18 protein-coding genes are annotated in these 21373 nt (G+C 38.1%); 12 read left to right on the forward strand and 6 right to left on the reverse strand.

Annotated elements, in window-relative coordinates; translation table 11 throughout:
- The first annotated feature begins 5 nt into the window (after nt 1–5).
- The 3 genes from M1F25_RS06865 (at nt 6) to M1F25_RS06875 (ending at nt 4590) form a co-directional block, all read left to right on the forward strand.
- Complete coding sequence (locus M1F25_RS06865) at nt 6–1556, forward strand: fructose PTS transporter subunit IIA (protein WP_181489505.1); 1551 nt, start codon at nt 6–8, stop codon at nt 1554–1556.
- Nucleotides 1557–1732: 176 nt separating this feature from the next.
- Nucleotides 1733–2440: an oligogalacturonate-specific porin KdgM family protein gene (locus M1F25_RS06870; RefSeq protein WP_094962407.1), complete on the forward strand. Its 708-nt coding sequence runs from the start codon at nt 1733–1735 to the stop codon at nt 2438–2440.
- 32 nt (nt 2441–2472) lie between these two features.
- Nucleotides 2473–4590 carry a metallophosphoesterase family protein gene (locus M1F25_RS06875; RefSeq protein ID WP_094962408.1) on the forward strand — a complete coding sequence of 706 codons (2118 nt, stop codon included), beginning with the start codon at nt 2473–2475 and terminating at the stop codon, nt 4588–4590.
- A 120-nt stretch (nt 4591–4710) separates the two neighbouring features.
- Here M1F25_RS06875 and M1F25_RS06880 read toward each other — a convergent pair whose 3' ends face one another.
- The 3 genes from M1F25_RS06880 to modE form a co-directional block, all read right to left on the reverse strand.
- Nucleotides 4711–5538 (reverse strand): CPBP family intramembrane glutamic endopeptidase, encoded by an 828-nt coding sequence (locus tag M1F25_RS06880; RefSeq protein ID WP_181489506.1) that lies wholly within the window; start codon nt 5536–5538, stop codon nt 4711–4713.
- A 203-nt stretch (nt 5539–5741) separates the two neighbouring features.
- The gene (gene modF, locus M1F25_RS06885; RefSeq protein WP_004256733.1) at nt 5742–7211 is read right to left on the reverse strand and encodes a molybdate ABC transporter ATP-binding protein ModF; all 1470 of its coding nucleotides are present in this window, start codon (nt 7209–7211) and stop codon (nt 5742–5744) included.
- 146 nt (nt 7212–7357) lie between these two features.
- Entirely contained in the window at nt 7358–8146 is a 789-nt protein-coding gene (gene modE, locus M1F25_RS06890) for a molybdenum-dependent transcriptional regulator (protein WP_181489507.1), read from the reverse strand.
- Nucleotides 8147–8364: 218 nt separating this feature from the next.
- On the opposite strand from modE, the gene M1F25_RS06895 reads away from it, so the two are divergent.
- The gene (locus tag M1F25_RS06895) at nt 8365–8517 is read left to right on the forward strand and encodes an AcrZ family multidrug efflux pump-associated protein (protein ID WP_004256731.1); all 153 of its coding nucleotides are present in this window, start codon (nt 8365–8367) and stop codon (nt 8515–8517) included.
- An 84-nt stretch (nt 8518–8601) separates the two neighbouring features.
- Here the strand turns inward: M1F25_RS06895 and M1F25_RS06900 are convergent, their stop codons facing one another.
- Complete coding sequence (locus M1F25_RS06900; protein WP_181489508.1) at nt 8602–9645, reverse strand: ElaD/SseL family deubiquitinase; 1044 nt, start codon at nt 9643–9645, stop codon at nt 8602–8604.
- A gap of 276 nt (nt 9646–9921) precedes the next feature.
- Between M1F25_RS06900 and modA the strand changes: the two genes are divergently transcribed.
- The 3 genes from modA to modC are packed head-to-tail and all read left to right on the forward strand — an operon-like array spanning nt 9922 to nt 12482.
- Nucleotides 9922–10698, forward strand: coding sequence for a molybdate ABC transporter substrate-binding protein (modA, locus tag M1F25_RS06905; RefSeq protein ID WP_096864111.1), 777 nt, complete (start codon nt 9922–9924; stop codon nt 10696–10698).
- 25 nt (nt 10699–10723) lie between these two features.
- Nucleotides 10724–11413, forward strand: a complete 690-nt coding sequence (gene modB, locus M1F25_RS06910; protein ID WP_094962413.1) for a molybdate ABC transporter permease subunit — start codon at nt 10724–10726, stop codon at nt 11411–11413.
- Nucleotide 11414: 1 nt separating this feature from the next.
- Nucleotides 11415–12482 carry a molybdenum ABC transporter ATP-binding protein ModC gene (gene modC / locus M1F25_RS06915; RefSeq protein ID WP_181489509.1) on the forward strand — a complete coding sequence of 356 codons (1068 nt, stop codon included), beginning with the start codon at nt 11415–11417 and terminating at the stop codon, nt 12480–12482.
- A 118-nt stretch (nt 12483–12600) separates the two neighbouring features.
- Here the strand turns inward: modC and M1F25_RS06920 are convergent, their stop codons facing one another.
- Nucleotides 12601–14085 carry a mannitol dehydrogenase family protein gene (locus M1F25_RS06920; RefSeq protein WP_094962415.1) on the reverse strand — a complete coding sequence of 495 codons (1485 nt, stop codon included), beginning with the start codon at nt 14083–14085 and terminating at the stop codon, nt 12601–12603.
- 467 nt (nt 14086–14552) lie between these two features.
- Between M1F25_RS06920 and M1F25_RS06925 the strand changes: the two genes are divergently transcribed.
- The 4 genes from M1F25_RS06925 (at nt 14553) to M1F25_RS06940 (ending at nt 19135) form a co-directional block, all read left to right on the forward strand.
- Nucleotides 14553–15890: an MFS transporter gene (locus tag M1F25_RS06925; protein ID WP_004256715.1), complete on the forward strand. Its 1338-nt coding sequence runs from the start codon at nt 14553–14555 to the stop codon at nt 15888–15890.
- Nucleotides 15891–15930: 40 nt separating this feature from the next.
- Nucleotides 15931–16674, forward strand: coding sequence for a glucosamine-6-phosphate deaminase (locus M1F25_RS06930; RefSeq protein ID WP_004256714.1), 744 nt, complete (start codon nt 15931–15933; stop codon nt 16672–16674).
- Between the two features lie 24 nt (nt 16675–16698).
- On the forward strand, nt 16699–17730 hold the full coding sequence (locus tag M1F25_RS06935; RefSeq protein WP_181489510.1) for an N-acetylglucosamine-6-phosphate deacetylase: 1032 nt from the start codon (nt 16699–16701) through the stop codon (nt 17728–17730).
- A 229-nt stretch (nt 17731–17959) separates the two neighbouring features.
- Nucleotides 17960–19135 carry an ROK family protein gene (locus M1F25_RS06940; RefSeq protein WP_181489511.1) on the forward strand — a complete coding sequence of 392 codons (1176 nt, stop codon included), beginning with the start codon at nt 17960–17962 and terminating at the stop codon, nt 19133–19135.
- A gap of 121 nt (nt 19136–19256) precedes the next feature.
- On the opposite strand, the gene M1F25_RS06945 is transcribed toward M1F25_RS06940, so the two are convergent.
- A complete protein-coding gene (locus M1F25_RS06945; protein ID WP_004256692.1) occupies nt 19257–20075 on the reverse strand; it encodes a pyridoxal phosphatase in 819 nt (272 codons plus the stop codon).
- A 299-nt stretch (nt 20076–20374) separates the two neighbouring features.
- On the opposite strand from M1F25_RS06945, the gene pgl reads away from it, so the two are divergent.
- Complete coding sequence (gene pgl / locus M1F25_RS06950; protein WP_094962417.1) at nt 20375–21361, forward strand: 6-phosphogluconolactonase; 987 nt, start codon at nt 20375–20377, stop codon at nt 21359–21361.
- The last annotated feature ends 12 nt before the right edge of the window (nt 21362–21373 follow it).

Raw genomic sequence — 21373 nt, forward strand, 5'->3', positions numbered from 1 at the left:
AAATTATGCAAATACTTCCATTTCGTTGTGAGTTACCTAATGGTATTCATGCAAGACCAGCGAGTGCAATTGAGCAAAAAACAGCTTGTTTTCAATCAGATATTTTACTTTTTAATAAAAGCAAACTACGCCAAGCCAATGCAAAAAGTGTTTTGGCTCTTGTTGGGGCAGATGTCGCTGTTGGTGATGAATGTTATTTTACAATCAGTGGAGATGATGAAAATCTGGCTTATGAAAAACTAAAGGTATTTATTGAACAAGAATTTATTCATTGTGATGGATTAATGCCAAAAAAAGATAAACCAGAGCAAGGAATGATCCCTATATATCTGAGTCGGACATCATCTCAAATTATTCAGGGTTATGGTGTTAGCCAAGGGATTGCAAAAGGTAGGGCTATCTATATGAAATCTTTTGATTTACAAAAGATTTCATTATTAGAGCCATCAAATTCACAATCAGAACAATGTGAAATACTAAAACGTGCGTTACAAAGTGCTCGTCAACAATTTAGTCTAGATATTCAGCAAGCTGATAAAACAGCGGTTGATATTTTAGAGGCACAAAGCCAATTATTGGATGATGAGGATATTGAAGCGTGCTTACTTGAACCAAGAGAGGCAAATAATGCGATTGCTGCGTTATCAATGGCAATTGAAGAGCTCAGCTTACCATTTCGAAGCAGTAGTAATGAATATTTACGCCAACGTGAGTTAGATATTAAGGATCTGGGATTGCGTATAGCAAGGCATCTTGGTATCGAATCTAAAATACAACTTCCTAAATTAACAGAAGATTCGATTATTATTTGCCAAGGATTACTGACACCAAGCGAATTATTGGCATTGAGAGGGGAGTATTTGCAAGGTATTGTGATGGCTTCAGGGGCAGAAACATCACATACCGCTATTTTAGCACAATCTTTCTCTCTTCCTTTAATATGTCTTTCATCTTCCATAATTGAATCAATTCAATCTGCTCATGTTTTATTATTAGATACGCAATACGATTTATTAATTATTGAGCCTGATACATATGCAGATAATTGGTTCAAGTTTGAAAAAGATAAACTATCTCGTTTGTCTATCTCTGCTAATACGCCAAAAAATGATTATTCAGTATTGGATCCGTCTTTAATTTTTCTTGATGAAAGAATGGAAAGTAAAGAGGAAGTTATTAAACGATTAACTGATAATTTAGAAGTTAATCACCGAACTGACTCTGGATCACAAGTTGAACAAGCAATATGGCAAAGAGAAGAGATTTTTAGTACGGCATTAGGTTTCTCAATTGCAATACCGCACTGTAAATCACCTTTTGTTAAACACAGTAGTATTTCTGTATTACGTTTACCGAATGAGTTAGCGTGGGGAGATAGTGTTAATGTTAAATTAGTAATTATGCTAACAATTAATGATTCAGATGAAAATCAGCATATGCGAATCTTTTCTGTTCTCGCACGTAAATTAATGCATGAGTCTTTTAGAAATGAAATGTTAAATGCTAAAAAATCAGAGGATATTGTTGAATTATTGAAGCTGGAATTAGAATTATGAGATAAGAATATAAAAAATTAAAATTTTAATAAATTAATTTTCTTTTAAGTTATTTAAAAGGATGGGAAGGTTTTTTTCTAAAAATATAAGGGGTATATCTATAAATAAAAGATAGATAATGAATCATTGTTTTAACGATTAAATAAAAAATAAATATTAATTATAGGAATCAGTTTATGAAAAACTTAACTCTAGGTATCTCTACATTATTATTTTGCACAGCAGCGAATGCGACATATATTGACTATCGTCATGAATGGTTAGGGGATGAACATCGCCATGAAGACCGTGTCAAAATTGGCCATAGCATGCAAAATGGAACTTATTTTAGCCTTGAAGGAAAATGGAGAAGTCGAGATGGTGGTTTTGGTGAAAACCTATCATCAAAAGGAAATGAGGTTGAAGTTGGTTATAAATATAAAGCCACAAAAGATTTTGTTTTAACACCTTCTTTTGCTTTAGATTCAGGAGATAAAGATACGGCTTATAAATTCAGTGTCAAAGCTGCCTATAATTTAACGGATGATTTTAATATTGGAACTCGTTTACGTTATGGCGTAAGACATTATGATAACTCTAATAAGCCTAAAAAAGATAATCAGCATTATTGGCAGAGTAATTTTTATTTAGGTTATAAGCTGCAAGATTTTTCATTAAGTTATGACTTTGAATATAAATTTAATACTGATTATCCTGCATATAAAGGTAAAGAAAAGGATTATGCACATAATCTGAATGTGTCTTGGGTTGGTAATAAGACATGGGTTCCTTATGTTGAATTAGGGTATGTGTCCTATGATGATGGTTCATATGTCAAAAATGGACAAACTTACCGTGATGCATGGCAGTGGCGTTATCGCGTTGGCATTGCATATAACTTCTGATAGAAATAGTTAATTATCTAAAGGGAACAAATATGAACAATAAATTAAAATATAGTTTTGCCCTTGCATTAATGTCCATTGGAACTGTCGCAATGGCAAATGCCCCTACGGCTCAACCTTATAATTATCGCGTCGCGTTTATGCCTGATATCCATTTTCATGATGTATATGGGCAGTTTGCTGATAATGCATTTGAAGGATTAAAAAATAGTAAAAGTGGTCAAAATGCCGTTATTCGTTCTATGTATGCACAATTAACATCTACGCGTTTATTTAATGAAAACTATTTTGCTCTACGTGCTGCACTTGATGATGCAGGTAAGAAAGGTATTAAACTTATTGCATTACCTGGTGATTTTACTGATGACGGCCAACCTATTCACTTACGTGGGTTAGTAAAAGTATTGCAAGAGTACGAGCAAAAATATGGTATGCGTTTCTTTGCTACACCAGGGAATCATGATCCGAACCGTCCATTTGATATGCCAGCAGGAAAAGAAGATTTTCTTGGAACTGATGGTAAAACGCAGCGTATCTTTAGTTTAGGGGCAAGTGAGTGTACGGGATATAAAGGAAAGACTGCCGTTATAGAAACGGGAGCTGAGCTGCCAACAATTTGCTCTGAAGAGATGGTATATAGTGGTTATGGTCGAGTGATGGATGCAATGAAATCATTTGGTATTAATCCGTTACCAGAAGATATTTATTGGGAAACACCATACTCAAACTATGGTTCTCAAGGTTACAACTATGAAGCAGCCTTAAAAGCCAGTGATTTTAACCAAAGGCAGTATGAAATTTGTACTCAAGGAACAGGCGGTAAATATAAACAAGAGGGATATGGGCCTTGTTTTAATGTTGCAGACAGCAGTTACCTTGTTGAGCCTATTCCTGATTTGTGGTTAATGGCCGTTGATGCCAATGTCTATGTTCCTTCTGAAAAAGCAGATATTAATCACCCTAAAGCAGCTAAAAACTTTGCAGGGTCGGGGAATGCGGGTTACAACAAAATGTTGACACATAAACAACAGACTGTTGAGTGGATGGCGGATGTTGCAAAGCGCGCGAAAGAGCAAAATAAAACATTAATCACGTTTAGCCATTTCCCGATGGTTGAATTTGATAATGGTGCAGCAGATGACCTTGAAACCATTTTTGGCAAAGGTAAATTTCAGTTAGAAAGGGCACCAAAAGAAGACACTAGCCATGCAATGGCAAAAACAGGTATCGGTGTTCATGTTGGCGGTCATATGCATTTTAATGATACAGGTGTACGTAAGTATTCGGATGGCAGCTTACTTTTTAATATTCAAGCTCCTTCAATGGCCGCATATGTTCCTGCTTATAAAATATTGAATTTTAGAAATGCGAATGAAATTGATGTACAAACCATTGTAATAGAAGATGTTCCTCGGTTTGATGAGTTATTTGAGCACTATCAGCAAGAGTGGGAACACCTCAAAAATACTAATTCGTCGCATCTTTGGAATAAAGATATCTTAAGCGCAAATAATTATTATGACTTCACTAACTGGCATATTACTGAACTGACACGTTTACGTTTTATTCCTGAGGAATGGCCATGTGAAATTCGTCAAATGTTATTTAGTTTGAATGGCGAAGAGATGCTTATTTTAAGCCAGTTAGATACTAAGAAAGCTTATAATGAAGTATTAACGGCACCATTGAGTCAAAATCATGAAATTTGCGCTAAAGACCCGGGAACTGTCAATGTCACCGAAATCTACTTGAATAAAGACTCCGATGCATGGAAAAAAGCCAGTGATAAAGCTGCTACTCTTGCTAAAAATACAGGGTATCAGTTAAATGATTTTGCAAAATGGAATGGTTTTGACCTTGCTGTGGATTTTTATCGTTTACGTAATGCAGACGAGCTTGCGTTGCAAGATATACCTGTAGAAAGATTAAACCAATATCGATTCCTCACAGGAACCTTGTTATCGTCATTACCAAATGAGACTGATAAAATTAACGCGGATAGTTCATTTGAGAATATTTTTAAATTACGCTTTGGCAGTATTTTCACTGTAATTGATAAATATCTACAAGGAAATCCAAGTCGAGATTTTTATCTTAATATTGAGTCTGGGGAAATTAAGCCAATGAATGTTAATCAAACTAGTCATTAGATTAACGATAGATAACATGGTTATAATAATGAAAAATCACTAACATTATTCGTGTTAGTGATTTTTTACGGTGAAGATCATCCAATTTTTGAGTGATTATGAATTTTTAATTAGTTAACATTAATTAGAAACCAACTTAATTGGATAAGTAAAAAATAACAGATGTCCCAAATTTAACCCGAAGTGAATCGATACAGCCAGCCATAATTTACCACTCCACATCCAAGTTAGGCCATAAATCAAACCCGCTAATGTAGCAAAGAGAATTAACAGTGCTCCACCTGCAAAATGCACGGCGCCAAATAACAGTGAGGTAATCACTAGTGCTAGGTAAGGAGACCTCAACCAAAGGGTTAGACGTTGTTGCAAATAGCCACGAAATAGCGCTTCTTCAGCTAATGAAACAAAAAGTAGGTTACAGAGCACAAAAGCAGGTAACCAACTAGGAAAATGCCATTCAAAGGCTAATCCGCCAGCAGCAGTTGCGACCAGCAATAAAAGTGGCATAGAAATAACCAGCAGTGCCCATTGAATTTTAGCTGCATGCTTGGCTGGCCGACAGACAAATAACGTTGGTAAGCAGGCGAGTAAAATAAAAGGGACGAGTGCCTTATCAAAATTAAAATACATTGTGAAAGGGGCGCTATGTTCCCCTACGGTAACGTTATCGAGATATCTCAGGTTATTAAACCCAGGGAATAAGTGAATAAATAACCCAATCGTACAGATTAGTAAGATGATTTCACTAATAATTTTGGTGGATAGATAGTGTTGGAAACGCAAACGAATAATGGCAATTATTGTAATACAAACCAATAGTAGAACCGCTTGCCAATCAATAACGTGTGTAAGTGCTGCGGTAATAATTGTGCAAGCGAGTAAAAAAAGAGCAATTAAACGGTGTGTTGCAAGTACTGCAAGTGAAGAGGCTAACATTAACCAAGCCATAAAAAATATCCATTATGATGTCTAAATTATTAGAATAGGCGCAGTGTAATGATTTTATGTGAATTTTCTAATTTAAAATAACCTAAAAAATATAAATAAAATAAAATCAAAGAGTTATTTGTGTATAACTTAGTTACCATCTATTAAACATTAGATTAATTTGCCAACAGTTTCATCGTGTCTATTGGCAAATAAGTCAAAAATTAAAGTTTTTCAATATCATAACGGTATTTCCCATTATCAGGGACAAAAGTGAGCCGATGTGTAATACAAGCAGGGGCGTCTTCTTGATGATGGCTGACGAATAAGAGTTGTGTGTTACCTTGTCTTAGCATTACATCAATAAACCGCAGAACTAACAACCTGTTAAGGCCATCAAGCCCTTGCAATGGCTCATCTAGAATAAGCATAGCAGGGTGTTTAACTAGTGCTCGAGCTATCAAGACTAAGCGCTGCTGCCCCCACGAAAGACTGTGGAAAGGTTGTTGAGCTGTTTGCGTAGAAAAACCTAACAGCGCTAGCCATTCATACGCTAATTGTATTTGACGATCAGAGGGGGTTTGGTACAAGCCAATAGAATCATGAAAACCGGAAATAATGACATTGAGTACACTGGTTGCGACACGGTATTCTTGGTGAATGCTATTGCTGACGTAACCAATGTGGCGCTTAATATCCCATATGGTTTCTCCTGACCCACGACGGTGACCAAATAAGGTTAAGTCATTACTATACCCTTGAGGGTGATCTCCTGTAATCAAGCTCAATAAGGTGGATTTTCCAGCGCCATTTTCACCGATAATTTGCCAGTGTTCGTTTGGGTTTACCTGCCAATTTAAACCGTGCAAGATCGGTTTGTCATTGTAGCTAACAGTTCCATTTTTCAAAATAATACGAGGTGTCGTGTCATCCAGTTTTTCATCTGCGGTTGGAGCCTCAGTTTCAGGGATAGAAAGCTGTTTAATTTTCTCACTATGCTGTAATTGCGTTATTAGCGTGTTAGCAAGTACTGACTCCCTATTTCCCACCATTGCTAGTTTGCAATCAGCGACAACACCTATGTTTTCAATAAAATCAGGGAGTTCATCAAAGCGGTTCAACACTAACACTAAAGTTAAGCCTTTTTCAGACAAACTTGATAGTAGTTCGCTGAGCTGACTTCTTGAATAAACATCTAGGCCATCAAATGGCTCATCAAGGATCAGTAAGTCAGGATTACCCATCAATGTTTGGCATAACAGTACTTTGCGAGTTTCACCCGTAGAAAGGTACTTAAACCGACGAGACAACAAGTCACTGATACCGAAGCGAGCGGCAAGCTCAAGGCAGTATTCATTGTCCTTATGGTTAAATTGAATGATTTCAGCTGCTGTATATCCCGTGTCATCTTCATCATCACTGAGCATATCTGTATTATTGCGCTGCCACTCTTCATTAATGATTTTTTGTAATTGTTCAAATGATAGACGAACAGGAGAGGTGAATGTATTTTTTACGACACCAGAAAGAGGAGGGAGCTCATTGGAAAGTACTCGAGCAAGTGATGATTTACCACTACCATTGGCACCAATAAAAGCCCAATTTTCCCCTTTTTCGATGTTAAGTTGCTGAATGTCTAAAGTCTGAATTTCGCTGAGCTTAAAGTTGCCATGTTGTATTGTTATTGTGCTCATCAAGCTTCCTTATCATGATTATTTACCTTGTCATCTATCACAAATAATCAGGATTGAAGCTAAAGTCAACAACAGAACGATATGATAAGGAAAAAAGGTGAATGCTTACTTACTTTTATTGTAAGTAAGCAGGGCAAACTAGCAAATTAGCAAAGTGTGGCAACAATCACTTGGTCCGCATTGAATAATGCCATAACGCTATTATTCACTTTCAAAGATTGGGCATCGATTTCGCTATTTGGCATAGTTGAACATAAAGTTTCACCGCCTGTGAGTGTCACAATCACTTCACTGTTCTCATCACCCCGCTCTAAAGTGGTAATTTTGCCTTCAAGGCGGTTATCAAAGCCTGTTGGGTTAGGTTGTTTAGTAATTTTGACCCAAGGTGCTTTAATCAATGCAAGCACTTCTTTTCCTTCGGCTAACCCTAAACGGTTAGCGCTTTGCTCTGTTAGTGCGGCATTAATCACAGTGCTGTTATCGGCTAAGCGAATTTGTACATGTTGTTGAACTTGCATATGGTCACGGGAAATTAAAGTACCAAAAAATTGGTTACGGGCACTGGTTTGCAATGAAAACCGTGAAATAGCCGCCAATAAGCTGTCTAAAGGGAGATTATCTTCTTTGAGTACATCGAAGGCTTTTTGTTGAATTTGCGCCAGTAAATCATAAAGTTGAAGTAATCTTTCACCATAGTGGGTGAGTGTTGTGCCGCCACCGCCTTTACCACCTGTTGCTCTATCAACAAGGATATCATCAGTGAGTTGATTCATTTCATTGATGGCATCCCAAGCACTTTTATAGCTGATCCCTGCGAGTTTAGCGCCTTGGCTGATTGACCCTGTCGCTTTAATTTGTTTTAGTAGCGCGATACGGCGAGGATCAGCAAATAAACTGCCCTGTAGTTTCAGTGTGAGTAAAATTTCGGCCTGCATAAATTTCTCCCTTCCGGCGTGGCTGGTGATGACAGACGTAAAAAGCACGTTTAGTATGTCGTTAGTATAATATTTTGTCTAAAATAGTCTCCATTATAACGTAATTGTGCGTTATTATTTTGATTTGATTTATACTCAATATACTGAGAGTCAAGTTTTCCCTCGTCAGCGTATCTTGTAGGCTGGTGGGTACAGTATCACTGAAGAGGCTTTTTCCTATGTTAGAACTAATTAAAAGTTTGGGTTTTGCCCTGATGATGGTTCCAGTTGTTATGTTTTTGATCATGGGTTTGATCTATGGTTTGGGCGCGTTCTTTAACTTACTGTCTAAAGCACACGTACCTCATCATCATAATACTGAAAACAAGTAATTTTTAACAAAATTTCTTGTCTGACTGATTATAGACCCCCTGATTGTAAATGCAGTCAGGGGGTTTTTCATATAGCAGTGGGCATTATAATGATGGATATTTGCTATCATGGTAATTTGAATATAGCTGTCTGCGGTTTTGAATATTAAACTCTTTTTGTTCAGCCATCGTCTTTTTTATAAAACTTTCTTGAAATTCTTTTAATGTATCATAAGGATCTTGCTGAGTATTTTCAGTGAGTTGCTTAATAGCTTCAACAACGAATAATCCACATCCGTTAGGGACTTGTTGTTGGATATTCCCTTCAATATAGGTTATATCTTTTTCTATGATACCTGCCTTTTCTGCGGCTTTTGCTATTTCATTAGTAATTTCAGGGCTGACATTTTGGTATGAATTAAAGACGACACATTTCATATCTTGCTTATGTTCCGGCTGATAGAACACAACTAAGACCCAATGGTTATCATTGATATTGATAGGAAATAACTCACATTTATCTAATGTTTTATTATTTAAAATTTTTTGTTCAATTACATCGGCTAATAAGTTGTAGCCATTTTGCATGAGTCCTATTGAGCAATTGATGGTCATGTTTGATGGCAAAGTTGGGTTATTTTTATTACTTGAATCAATCTCATCACTTGTTGTCATCCTGTTATTATCCCAAAGAGTAGATTCCGCGGGTTCATTTTTCATCAATAGTTTAGTTAAACTAATTTTATCAATAACTTTTTCTATTGCAGATCCGACAATATAAAGGAGCTTAGAAGGGGTCGTTAGTTTCGAATCTTTTAGGTGTTTTTTGATTTTTGTATTAAGGTGTAATTGATATAATTTTTTGCTAGTTTCTTGTATTTCTTTATCTATACCTTTCTTTGCAGGCAGCTTTCCACTAAATAAATCAAACAGAATATTTTCTGCTTTTCTTCCTTCGTTGTCTTGCCGTAGAGCGATATTGTGTAATAAATCGATACTCTCTAAGTTCCCATTACCCGCTGATTCTGCTAAGGAAGCTAAAGCTTCAGGGGAAATATTTTTTTCAAATAACCCATTAAATTGCTCAATGGTTAATCCACTCATATAGTGAGCTTGGGTTGGAGAAAGCGCTGTCGGTTGAATAGCCATATTATCTCCTCTGTTTTTATCTATCTGCAAAAGTTGGATAAAATATTCAATTGTGTACGATTTGTGCCGATAAAGTTACAAAGGATATAAATTGTTCTCTATATAAAAACGATTTTACGGCTGAGGAATTTTTCATCGTTAGTGGGGTTTTAGAGAAAACATGCAACAAAATTGCATCATTTCTTGCGCCAGCACACTTTTATCACGAGTTTGACTTTAAGTTATCGCTGTGTCCTGTTATATATAACGTGTCGATTAATACTAGGGTAGATAAAAATGAAAAAAGGTTTGGTATCACTTCTCGCTGGCGCAACATTAACGTTAACGATGGCTAGCAATAGCTTTGCAGCTGATAAAATTACGGTTTTTGCAGCGGCTTCTCTAACTAATGCACTGAATGAAATTTCTGAGCAATATAAGAAAGACACTAAAGTAGAGGTTGTTGCATCCTATGCGTCTTCTTCAACGCTGGCTCGTCAAATTGAGCAAGGTGCACCCGCTAATTTATTTATTTCTGCTGACCAGCAATGGATGGATTACGCCATCGATAAAAAATTGATGGTAGAAGATACGCGCTATACATTATTAGGTAATGAATTGGTGTTAATTGCACCGAAAGATGCCAAAATTGATAAAGTTGAAATTAATAAACAAACTGATTGGAAAAAACTGTTAGATGGTGGCCGTTTAGCCGTTGGTGACCCTGACCATGTCCCTGTTGGTATTTATGCCAAAGAAGCATTAAGCAACTTAGGTGCATGGGAAACGGTTGACCCGCTGTTAGCACGTACAAATAACGTGCGTAGTGGTATGGCATTGGTTGAGCGCCAAGAAGCGCCTTTAGGCATTGTATATGGCTCTGATGCTGTCGCTAGCCAAAAAGTCAAAGTGGTAGGTGTCTTCCCTGCTGATACCCATAAACCTGTTGAATACCCAATGGCAATTGTTAAAGATCAAGATAACAAAGCAACCCGTGATTATTATGAATACTTGAAAACCCCAGCGGCTTCAGAAGTATTCAAACGTTATGGTTTTGAACCTCGTACTAAATAAATGTTAAGAGAGTATTTTTTTGCAGATGTTAAGTCCTTATGAATGGGAAGCGATTTATCTAAGTCTAAAAGTATCCAGTGTGGCTGTAATTTTCAGTTTGCCATTGGGTATTTTAATGGCATGGGTATTGGTTCGCTGTAATTTTCCTGGAAAAACACTGCTCGATAGTATTATTCATCTACCACTGGTATTGCCGCCAGTGGTAGTGGGGTATTTATTATTGATCAGTATGGGTAAACGCGGTTTTATCGGTGAATGGCTATATAACTGGTTTGGATTTAGTTTTACCTTTAGTTGGCGGGGGGCTGCGCTTGCGTCTGCCGTGGTTGCGTTTCCACTGATGGTACGTGCGATCCGTTTAGCGCTTGAAGCGGTTGACCAAAAATTGGAATTAGCCGCGAGGACATTAGGCGCAACACCGTTACGTGTCTTTTTCACGATCACCATTCCGCTTTCTCTTCCCGGTATTATTGTCGGAACAGTATTAGCATTTGCACGTTCACTTGGTGAATTTGGCGCCACAATTACTTTTGTTTCGAATATACCAGGTGAAACACAAACCATCCCATTAGCGATGTACACCTTAATTGAAACGCCAGGGGCGGAAGTAGACGCTGCGCGATTATGTGTGATTGCGATTATTTTAGCCTTGATTTCATTACTGATTTCAGAGTGGCTCACCCGTTGGGGTAAAAAGCGTTTGGGGGTGGCTTAGCATGTTAGAACTCGACTTTTCTCAAAAACTAGGGGACTTACAGCTTGAAGTCACAACGCAATTGCCAACGGAAAGTATTACTGCCGTTTTTGGGCTTTCAGGCGCTGGTAAAACCTCGCTTATCAATGTGATAGGTGGGTTAACTAAACCTAATACAGGGCGTGTTGTATTAAATGGCCGCACATTGGTGGATATGGAAAAAGGTATTTGCTTACCACCTGAACAACGCCATATCGGTTATGTATTTCAAGATGCACGGCTATTTCCCCATTATCGGGTGAAAAGCAATTTGCGTTATGGCATGTCACCCGTAATGAAAGATCGCTTCGATGATATTGTTGAATTATTAGGGATTGAAAAATTACTCAATCGCTACCCGATAACCCTTTCTGGTGGTGAAAAACAACGAGTCGCCATTGGCCGCGCATTACTTACAGCCCCTGAAATTCTCCTAATGGATGAGCCGTTAGCCTCTTTGGATTTACCTCGAAAGCGTGAATTGCTGCCGTATTTAGAAAAGCTTTCTCAAGACGTGAAAATTCCCATTTTATATGTTAGCCATAGTTTGGATGAAATTTTGCGTCTGGCTGACAAAGTGATTGTCATGGCGCAAGGAAAAGTTAAAGCTTTTGGCGCTTTGGAAGATGTTTGGGCAAGCAGTGCTTTGCGCCCTTGGTTACAGCAAGAAACGTTAAGCAGTGTGGTAAGTGCAAAGGTGCATAGCCAACACCCTGATTATGAAATGACAGCGGTGATTGTAGGTAGCCAAAAACTGTGGATCCCACGCGTTGAAGCCCAACAAGGTGTTGATGTGCGTATACGTATTGACGCCGCTGATGTTTCTTTGGTGCTTGAAAAACCGCAAGTGAGCAGTATTCGTAATATTTTAGCCGCAGAAGTGGTTGAATGGATTGAAGATGGCGAGCAAGTAGATGTGAAGCTAGATTTAGGCGAAGAACATTATTTATGGGCGCGGATCACTCGCTGGGCAAGGGATGAGCTTTCTATTCGCAAAGGGCGTAAAGTTTATGCGCAAGTGAAGTCGGTGTCACTTTCCCGCCATTTATAGCAAGGACATATTTTTCTCTTCTATCCAAAAAGTAATCAATAAGAGATATCGCAGCTTACGTATAAAATACGATATCTCCTTTCATAGATTAATTTTTATGTATAAATAAAGTTAATCTCTACTTTACTGTTTGCTGTAGATAGTGCTTAACTGTTTCACGAGCGCCAACAGAGATTAGCTGCTGATAGGCTGTTTTTACATTTTTGACGATATCTTGATTTTGAGAAAACTCAAGTGGAAAGATAGCGTTAATCGCTAAAAGCCTATCAACAGCTTCCAAACCAACCCCACATAGGTGATAGATTTCAGCAAATTTATGTTGTAAAGGATCCTTAATATCTATTGCATTACCTTGCTCATCTTGTCCACTGACATATTTCATCCAGGCAGCAACTCCGAGAGCGAGAAATGTATAGTCTGAGCCGTGCTTTTGATGCCACATTATTGAGTCTAGTAAGCGTTGAGGTAATTTTTGGCTCCCATCAGCCGCAATTTGTGCAGTTTTATGTTTGATTGTCTTGTTAGAAAAACGCTTTATTAAAGTTTGTGTATATTGTAATAGGGTTGTATTGTCAGGGATGAAAAGTGTAGGTGCTTGTTCGTTTATTATTAAGCTGTACGCCGCTCTACTGTAATCAGAGTTTTGCATAGCATCGGAAATAAATTCATAGCCACCTAAGTAACCTAGATAAGCAAGAAAAGAGTGGCTTCCGTTTAGCATACGTAATTTCATCATTTCATAGGGTGTGACATCAGGCACAAATTGAGCACCGACATGCTGCCAGTCTGGTCTACCATTCACAAAATTATCTTCAATAACCCACTGGCGAAATGATTCACAAATGATGGCACATGGGTCATCTCTGCCAATTAATTGTTTAATTTCTGCATATGATTCTTGAGTCATGGCTGGGACAATTCGATCAACCATTGTACTTGGGAATGAAATGTGTTGATCAATCCATTGCGCTAGTTGTTTATCTTGTTGAGCGGCTAAACCAACAATAGCACGCCGTGCGGCCTCACCGTTTTTACGAATATTATCACAAGAAAGAATGGTAATAGGGGGTTGTTGTCGTTGAAAACGTAAACGAAGTGACGCGACGATATAACCTAAAACCGATCGTGGTTTTGTTGGGTGTGCGATGTCATGTTGTATGTTGGGGTGTGACAAATTCAACAGGTCTGTTGCAGGAGAAAGGCAATAGCCTTTTTCTGTGACCGTTAATGAAATAATTGCTGTATCAGGGGAAGCCATCTTTTCTACCACAGCATCTATGCCATCAATGCGTGGATGCATTGCTTCTTTTATCACCTTAATCGTTCTAACGGTCGATTTTTCTTCGTCTTTTTCAAGTAAAGTGTAATGGCCGTTATATTTATTTAATTGATTAATTAACACAGCTCCGCTATCGGACATCAAATTAATTTCACAATATCCCCAATTAGAGAGAAATTGTTCAAATAATAAGTGAGTGTAAAGAGCTTGATGAGCTCGATGAAATGCACCACAACCAAGGTGAACGATACGGGGAATGAGCAATGGTTTAACTTCTTGAACGGGCTGGAAAGTTTGATTATTTAAGTGAGGGGTATGTGGCATAACTCGGTCCTTATAATAGAAGCAATCAATGTAGAGTAAAGACATCTCAATATGGCAAATTAATAATTAAAAAACAAATCTGTTTTTAAATTGATTGGCGGTTATAGAGAGATTATTTATAATCAAATATCTTTTATATTATAAATATATTTTTAATTGAGCAGGGGTTATTTTAATGGTTACAATGTCTTCTTTGTTGTATATATTTGATTTTGCTTATAATGTTAATTGTTTGTTTGTGTTTTTAATAAAAAATTAAAATAAAATTAAAATAAATTATTTTAAATAAAAGTATATGTTTTCTCATTGAAATATGATTTCGATCTCATTTCTAAATAATTTAAGAACGATCATGTTCTAAATTCAGTTTAATAGTGCTAATTTCAATAGTGCGCGCTTTTTGTCCGTTTTGTTTGAACAAAACATACCTCAAATAATGTATTCCTAAAATAAATGTAGGGGGCAGTATGAGTGACACTATTTCAGAACAATTAGCTACCGATACTGCAGCTGATAAGCCAGCTGCAGATAAAAAAACGATTAGAAAAGTGATGATGGCTAGCGTGTCAGGAACGGTCATAGAGTGGTACGACTATTCATTGTATGGTGCAGCAGCAGGGCTAGTGATCAATAAACTTTACTTTCCGAATCTATCACCCACAATTGCAACATTAGCAGCGTTTCTTACCTTTGCTGTAGGCTTTATTTCACGTCCTTTAGGGGGGGTAATAATAGCTCATATAGGAGATAGATACGGGCGCAAACCAGCTCTTATTTTTGCCATTGTTTTAATGGGGATCGCAACACTCGCTCTTGGATTACTTCCGACTTATTACCACATTGGCATTTGGGCCACGATTGCATTAGTTGTAATCAGATTAATGCAAGGTTTTGGTTCAGGCGCTGAGCTAGCAGGTGCCCAAACTTTTGTTGCGGAATATGTCCCTATGAAGCAGCGGGGGTTTTATACCTCGTTAATTAATGCATCTACAGGGATCGCCATTCTATTGTCGACTGCCGCTTTTTTTGCTGTATCACAACTCCCTGATGATGCCTTTATGAGCTGGGGTTGGCGTGTTCCTTTCTTGCTATCTATCGTTTTATTTATTGTCGCTATTTATATTCGCAAGCAATTGGATGAAACCCCTGAATATGTTAAATCAGTCGAAAAAGCAGAGAAAGATAAAAAAGAGCAAAAAATTCCGATTAAAGAATTATTTATTCATAGTCGAAAAAATTTACTCTGTGGTTTTTTTAGTTTGGCGGGGCATCAAGCAAATGGTTATGTACTTAGTGTATTCAGTATTAGCTACCTCACTAATACGTTAGGAATGGAAAAATCTGATGGATTGATGGCATTAATGGTCGCTGTACTTGTTAATACAGTCATGACGCCTGTTATGGGGAAATTAACTGATAAATATGGCACAACTACAATCTTCTCATTCGGCGCTATTTTCTTAGGGGCTTTTGCGTTCCCATTATTTTGGTTCCTTGGCAGTGGTAGTTTAGTACTGGCAACACTGGGTATGTGTATTGCTTATGGTATTGGCCATGGCGCGACATCAGGAGCTCAAGGCGCATTCTTAGCTAATCTATTCCCAACACAATATCGTTATTCAGGTATTGCACTTTCTCGTGAACTAAACAGTGTTATTTTTGCAGGCTCAACCCCAGTTATTGCAGCTGCTTTAGTTTCTGTTGGAGATGGAAAACCGACTTATGTTGTTTACTACTTGATTTTCTGCTGTGTGCTGACATTAATCGCCGTGCAAATGGCCAGAAAATTAAAACAACACCAATAAGATACAGATTAAATTTTTACTTATTTAGTATGAGGTTCATATGGATATTATTGTTTCTGAAGATAAACAAATGTTAGGTAAAAAGGCCAGCCAAGCGGGAGCACTTGCGATTAAACAGGCGCTTAGTAAAAAAGCAGATGTCGCCATTATCGTCGCAACAGGAGCTAGCCAATTTGAAATGCTGGAAAATTTAATTAATGAAGATATTGATTGGTCTCGCATTACTATTTTTCATTTAGACGAGTATATTGGCCTGAATGAAGGACATCCGGCTAGTTTTCGCCGTTATTTACAAGAACGACTTGTCAATAAATTGCCATCACTGAAGCAATTTATTGGGGTAAATGGTTCTGCTGAGAATATAGAAAAAGAAATTCAGAGGCTAAATCATATTATTCGCCAGTATGACATTGATGTCTGTTTTGCAGGAATAGGAGAAAATGCACACTTAGCGTTTAATGACCCACCTGCAGACTTTAACGTGAGCTCGCCTTATCTTGTGGTTAACCTTGATGAAGCATGTAGAAAACAGCAATTGGGCGAAAAGTGGTTTGCCCATTTGAATGAAGTACCTAAGCAAGCTATTTCTATGAGTATTTCGCATATTTTAAGTTCAAAAACTTTAATACTTAGCGTACCTGACTTACGTAAATCTATTGCAGTAAAAAATACAATAGAAGGTGAAATAACCAACCAAGTTCCTGCGTCAATTATTCAACAACATCAAGATTGCCGAATATTCTTGGATAAAGATTCTGCTTCCTTGTTAACAGGGCGCTATTAAGGAAAAGTATTGAGGGATCAAACGATGAAGGTAACCAGTGGACTATTTGATATTCAGGTAAATGGTTTTGCAGGTATTGATTTTAATGATGAAAATATTACTGCAGAAGCATTAGATTATGCACTAGATAAAATGTTAAAAACAGGAGTAACATTTTGTTTGCCAACGTTAATTACAGCATCGGAGTCTTCTCTTATAGAGCGTTTTCGGGCATTAGATAAGGCCGTATCGAAAAGCCATCTTGGTAAACTTATGGTTCCTGGTTACCATTTGGAGGGGCCATTTATTAATCCAGAAGTGGGGTATGCGGGATGTCATCCTCCCTGCGATATTATTAAACCAGATATTAATTTGGTTGCTAGTTTAGAAAGAAAGGTTAGCAAGCCGATATTGCTAGTGACTTATGCTCCAGAGTTTGACCGGCAATTTCAATTTGTAAAACAGTTAGTTGTCATGGGGAAGTGTGTGGCGGTAGGGCACTCTAATATCAATTTTAGCCAAATGGAGGAAGCGGCCAAAGAGGGTGTTTGCATGAGTACACACTTAGGAAATGGTATTCCTCAATATTTACATAAATTGGAAAATACGCTTCAAGCTCAATTAAGTTGCGATGCTATTGGTGCCAGTTTTATTGCTGATGGAATACATATTCCATTTCCCGCATTAAAAAATTTATTACGAACTAAGACGGTCGCTAGGTCAATTTTAGTGACAGACGCTGTCAGCGCTGCAGGTTGTAATAAAGCAGGGAATTACCAATTTGCAGCGATGTCAATTGAACGTACTGATGATGGCACCGTGCGGGTTCCCGGGGAAGCTAATTTAGCGGGGTCTAGCCTGACATTAGACCAAGCGGTACGTAATATAGTGAACAATAAGATAGCAAGCTTTGATGAAGCTATTATGATGGCGACCACTAATCCACGCCATTATTTACAGCCCGCATTGATGAGGTGTGGAATAACCCCTCCAGTATCAGCAATTACCTGGGATGATCAACTAAATATTGTAAAGAGCACTATCAATCGTGAAGTTGTGCGTGAATATACATATTAATTACTTTAGCGTATTGTTTTAACCAGCAAAAGCCAGGCTGCCTTACCGCGTTCTGGCTTTTTTCTTTTATTAATAAGGATTGATTGACGATAGACCCTTGAGGCATACTTTATCGATAGTTATTTACCATTTTTCTGACTTGAGAAGGGGTAAGCTGTAGGTAGGTTGCCTATTCCTATTTGATGAATGGTGCAGGGACCTAGATTAAACGGCTTTATATCGAATTATTATGATATTAAAAACAACGACTGGCTTTTTATCACATTTACCGATCACTCAGTCTATTACAAATGATAAGGAACGTATTTTTTATGCCATTTTAAATGGCCAAATCACGACACGTCGTGAAGCAGTAAAATTTCTGAATATCCGCTCAACTACCGTATCAGAACATGTTACTGAGCTTTTAGATAACCGTTTATTGACCGAAACAATCAGCCAACATTCAGGGCGAGGTCGGCCATCAATGATACTGGTAGTGAATCCTAATCGTTTAGTAACATTAGTTTTCCAAGTCATTAGTTTGTCATTACATGTTTTTGCTATCAATTTAGTTTCTAATGTCATTGCGCATGAGCAGCTTGAAGCATCACCTGAGTGTGATAGCCAAGCATTAGCCAGCAAAATTAGCCAACTTCACAAAAATATTCTGCAAAAAATACCGAGAACAGCGGAAGTTTCGGGGTGTGTCTTCTCTTTAGGGGGGTTATTTGATCGCAAAACTTATCATTGGATACATGCATCTCGTTGGCCTAGAATGAATGATTTAGATATCAAAAGTTTATTTCCCCCTGAGTATCGTGTTGTTTTATCAAGAACTTTGGACGACGAGTTAATGCTACATGTACTTGAGCGTCGCAAAAGTACGTTATTACTGCATTGGGGGTACGGTGTCGGGGTTGCCTTTAGTACCGCAGATAATTACATCAATATAGGTGGACATGCTTTTGGTGAAATAGGGCATTGGCATATCCCAGGGCAAAATAAGCCGTGTCAGTGTGGGCAAGTTGGGTGCTTAGAAACGGTTACTGCATTATGGGCAATTGGTCCAGATGTGCTTGCTGGTAAATTTAAAGCCCATGATGATGAAGAAAATGTGGCAGAAATTTTGGCTACTCATGATCTAGTTAATAATGCAACGATGCAGCAAGCTGTTTCTCATATGGCAAATGCAGCATCAAATATTTGTCGTGTATTTTTCCCTTCACGTTTAATTGTGTCGGGGCCTTTTGTGAAAAACCCGCAAATTTGGGCTGCGTTTTGTGAGAGCTTCCAACAGCAAAATCGTTTTTTTGGCCAATCATTACCGGAACTCTCAATGAGTCAGATGAGCCGAAACTCACGAATTTATGGCGCGGCCTTACCTGTATTAGAGCAAGCGTTAATCGAATTACTTACCCAATAAGTTGTATTGATTCATCAATTATGTAGAGTTTTTTCCGGTTACTGACAATCTTTAACCGAAAAGTATGGAGAGTGTCAGTAACCTGAATTGAACTAAGTTTTCTTGTTATTTCATAACCCCGTTAGAGAACGTATTTACGGATAACTTCAGCAATACCCGGCTCCGTGTTGATGCGAGTGACTAGCTTGGCTTGTTGCTTGATTTCATCAACCGCATTGCCCATCGCTACACCTAAACCTGCGGTTGTCAGCATACTTAAGTCATTAAAATTGTCACCGAAAGCCACAACATCATTCATCGTCATCCCTTGGGATTCGACCCACTCTTTTAAGCGTTGGCCTTTGCTATTGCCTTTGCGGCCGACATCAACCTGATCCATCCAAGACCATTCACAGTCCAAACCAAAATCATTTTCAATTTCGCTAACGACTCGATGAAGTTGCTCCGTATTTGGCGAGCTAACAGCAAATTTCCAAATAGAATCATAGTTATGCATCACATCAGCGTAATCTTCAACAAATTCAATGGTTGGGCGCTGTGCAACAGGTAAGGATTCGGCCCAATTCAATGTACGTTTAATGCCTTCTGTTTGTGCGTTATAGAGCATTGCATTATCAACATACATTAAATGCTGAATATCTGTTCCACGCAGTTTGTCTATCATTTGTGTGACAGAATCGAGGGTCATAGGATCTGATTTTAGAACTTTTTTGCCTAAATAGTCGTATAGGTAGGTTCCATTACAACAAATGGCTGGAGTATCGAGATCTAAAGTTTGATAAAACGGATGAATCGCAACATGATGGCGGCCTGTGACAATGATCACTTTGACGCCTTGGCGGCGTGCTTCTTGTAAGGCTGCTAAAGATTCAGGCAGAATTTTCTTTTGGTGATCAAGCAGTGTTCCATCAAGATCGAGCGCAATAACGCGGTATGACATAAACGGCTCCACGTGATTTAGTTGTTACCTATCTTACTAAAGGGGTAGAGATAGGGAGATGATGAATTTAACGAATAATGAGAAATTATTGCTATAAAAATAGTCAACTTGATATGTTTTATCATCATAACGTTAACTGAACCGTTTTAGTATCATTATTATTTGTTCTTGGTACGATATGTAACAGCCGCGTCAGTGCTATTTACCCAGTGTAATTTGCATAATATAAAGTATAGTGAAGCCAATATAGTGGATTATAGATGCGGTTTTGTATTTTTATCATGAATTAAGGAGTCAGGATGAATCAGGTTGTTTATATTGCGAGCCCCGAGAGTCAGCAAATTCACGTGTGGTCGATGAATGAGGTTGGGGAGCTTACTCTTCTGCAAACGGTAAAAACACCGGGCCAAGTGCAACCTATGGTATTAAGCCATGATAAAAAACACCTTTATATTGGTGTGCGCCCGAATTTCCGTGTCGTAACCTATGAAATTGAAGAGAAAGGGTTACTACGTTTAAAAGCGGAGACATCAATTCCAGGTACACCGGTTCATTTATCCCTTGATAACAATGGCAAATATCTATTTGTTCCTTCATATCATCAACATAACTTGTCAGTGTTAACCATTAATGAAGAAGGCGTCCCAGATCGCGTTGTTCAAGTGATTGAAGGCTTGCGTAATCCACATTCTTCCCATGTTGATGTTGATAACCAACAGCTTTGGGTTCCTTGTTTAGGCGAAGATCATATCCGTTTATTCGATTTACATGAAAATGGTTATTTAACCGAAGCAACCGCAGATCAAATTACCACAGCTGCGAAATCCGGCCCCCGTCATCTGGCTTTCCATCCTACTGAAAAAGTCATTTATTGTGTGAATGAGTTAGACTCAACGGTAGGCGTGTATCGTAAATTTACTCGCTATCGTAACATGCAAACTTTGGCAAATTACCCATTAGGTAACGAAAGTCAGCGCTGGGCTGCAGATATCCACATTACGCCAGATGGCCGCCATTTGTATGTTAGTGAACGTTCTGAAAGTTACCTCAGCCACTATCTGGTTTCTGATGACGGTTGCGAGCTAACATTAGAAGCACGTTACCCAACAGAGACGCACCCAAGGGGCTTTAATATCGATGCAACAGGGCGCTTTTTAATTTCGAGTGGGCAAAAATCAGACCATATTTCAGTTTCTGAAATTGACCCGATTACAGGGAAATTGACACAAATAGGAAGGTATATGGTCGGGAAAGGTCCTATGTGGGTTATTTCAGTCATCCTTTGAGCCGTAACTGTG

The organism is Providencia sp. PROV109, assembly GCF_033681625.1.
Lineage (GTDB): Bacteria > Pseudomonadota > Gammaproteobacteria > Enterobacterales > Enterobacteriaceae > Providencia > Providencia hangzhouensis.

Excerpts from the sequence above, each read along its gene's own strand:
- pgl (WP_094962417.1), top strand. The coding sequence starts at position 20,375 with ATGAATCAGGTTGTTTATATTGCGAGCCCCGAGAGTCAGCAAATTCAC.
- modE (WP_181489507.1), bottom strand. The coding sequence starts at position 8,146 with ATGCAGGCCGAAATTTTACTCACACTGAAACTACAGGGCAGTTTATTT.
- M1F25_RS06925 (WP_004256715.1), top strand. The coding sequence starts at position 14,553 with ATGAGTGACACTATTTCAGAACAATTAGCTACCGATACTGCAGCTGAT.
- M1F25_RS06945 (WP_004256692.1), bottom strand. The coding sequence starts at position 20,075 with ATGTCATACCGCGTTATTGCGCTCGATCTTGATGGAACACTGCTTGAT.
- M1F25_RS06940 (WP_181489511.1), top strand. The coding sequence starts at position 17,960 with ATGATATTAAAAACAACGACTGGCTTTTTATCACATTTACCGATCACT.
- M1F25_RS06870 (WP_094962407.1), top strand. The coding sequence starts at position 1,733 with ATGAAAAACTTAACTCTAGGTATCTCTACATTATTATTTTGCACAGCA.
- modA (WP_096864111.1), top strand. The coding sequence starts at position 9,922 with ATGAAAAAAGGTTTGGTATCACTTCTCGCTGGCGCAACATTAACGTTA.
- M1F25_RS06935 (WP_181489510.1), top strand. The coding sequence starts at position 16,699 with ATGAAGGTAACCAGTGGACTATTTGATATTCAGGTAAATGGTTTTGCA.
- M1F25_RS06880 (WP_181489506.1), bottom strand. The coding sequence starts at position 5,538 with ATGGCTTGGTTAATGTTAGCCTCTTCACTTGCAGTACTTGCAACACAC.
- M1F25_RS06865 (WP_181489505.1), top strand. The coding sequence starts at position 6 with ATGCAAATACTTCCATTTCGTTGTGAGTTACCTAATGGTATTCATGCA.
- M1F25_RS06875 (WP_094962408.1), top strand. The coding sequence starts at position 2,473 with ATGAACAATAAATTAAAATATAGTTTTGCCCTTGCATTAATGTCCATT.
- M1F25_RS06930 (WP_004256714.1), top strand. The coding sequence starts at position 15,931 with ATGGATATTATTGTTTCTGAAGATAAACAAATGTTAGGTAAAAAGGCC.
- modB (WP_094962413.1), top strand. The coding sequence starts at position 10,724 with ATGTTAAGTCCTTATGAATGGGAAGCGATTTATCTAAGTCTAAAAGTA.
- modF (WP_004256733.1), bottom strand. The coding sequence starts at position 7,211 with ATGAGCACAATAACAATACAACATGGCAACTTTAAGCTCAGCGAAATT.
- M1F25_RS06895 (WP_004256731.1), top strand. The coding sequence starts at position 8,365 with ATGTTAGAACTAATTAAAAGTTTGGGTTTTGCCCTGATGATGGTTCCA.
- modC (WP_181489509.1), top strand. The coding sequence starts at position 11,415 with ATGTTAGAACTCGACTTTTCTCAAAAACTAGGGGACTTACAGCTTGAA.
- M1F25_RS06920 (WP_094962415.1), bottom strand. The coding sequence starts at position 14,085 with ATGCCACATACCCCTCACTTAAATAATCAAACTTTCCAGCCCGTTCAA.
- M1F25_RS06900 (WP_181489508.1), bottom strand. The coding sequence starts at position 9,645 with ATGGCTATTCAACCGACAGCGCTTTCTCCAACCCAAGCTCACTATATG.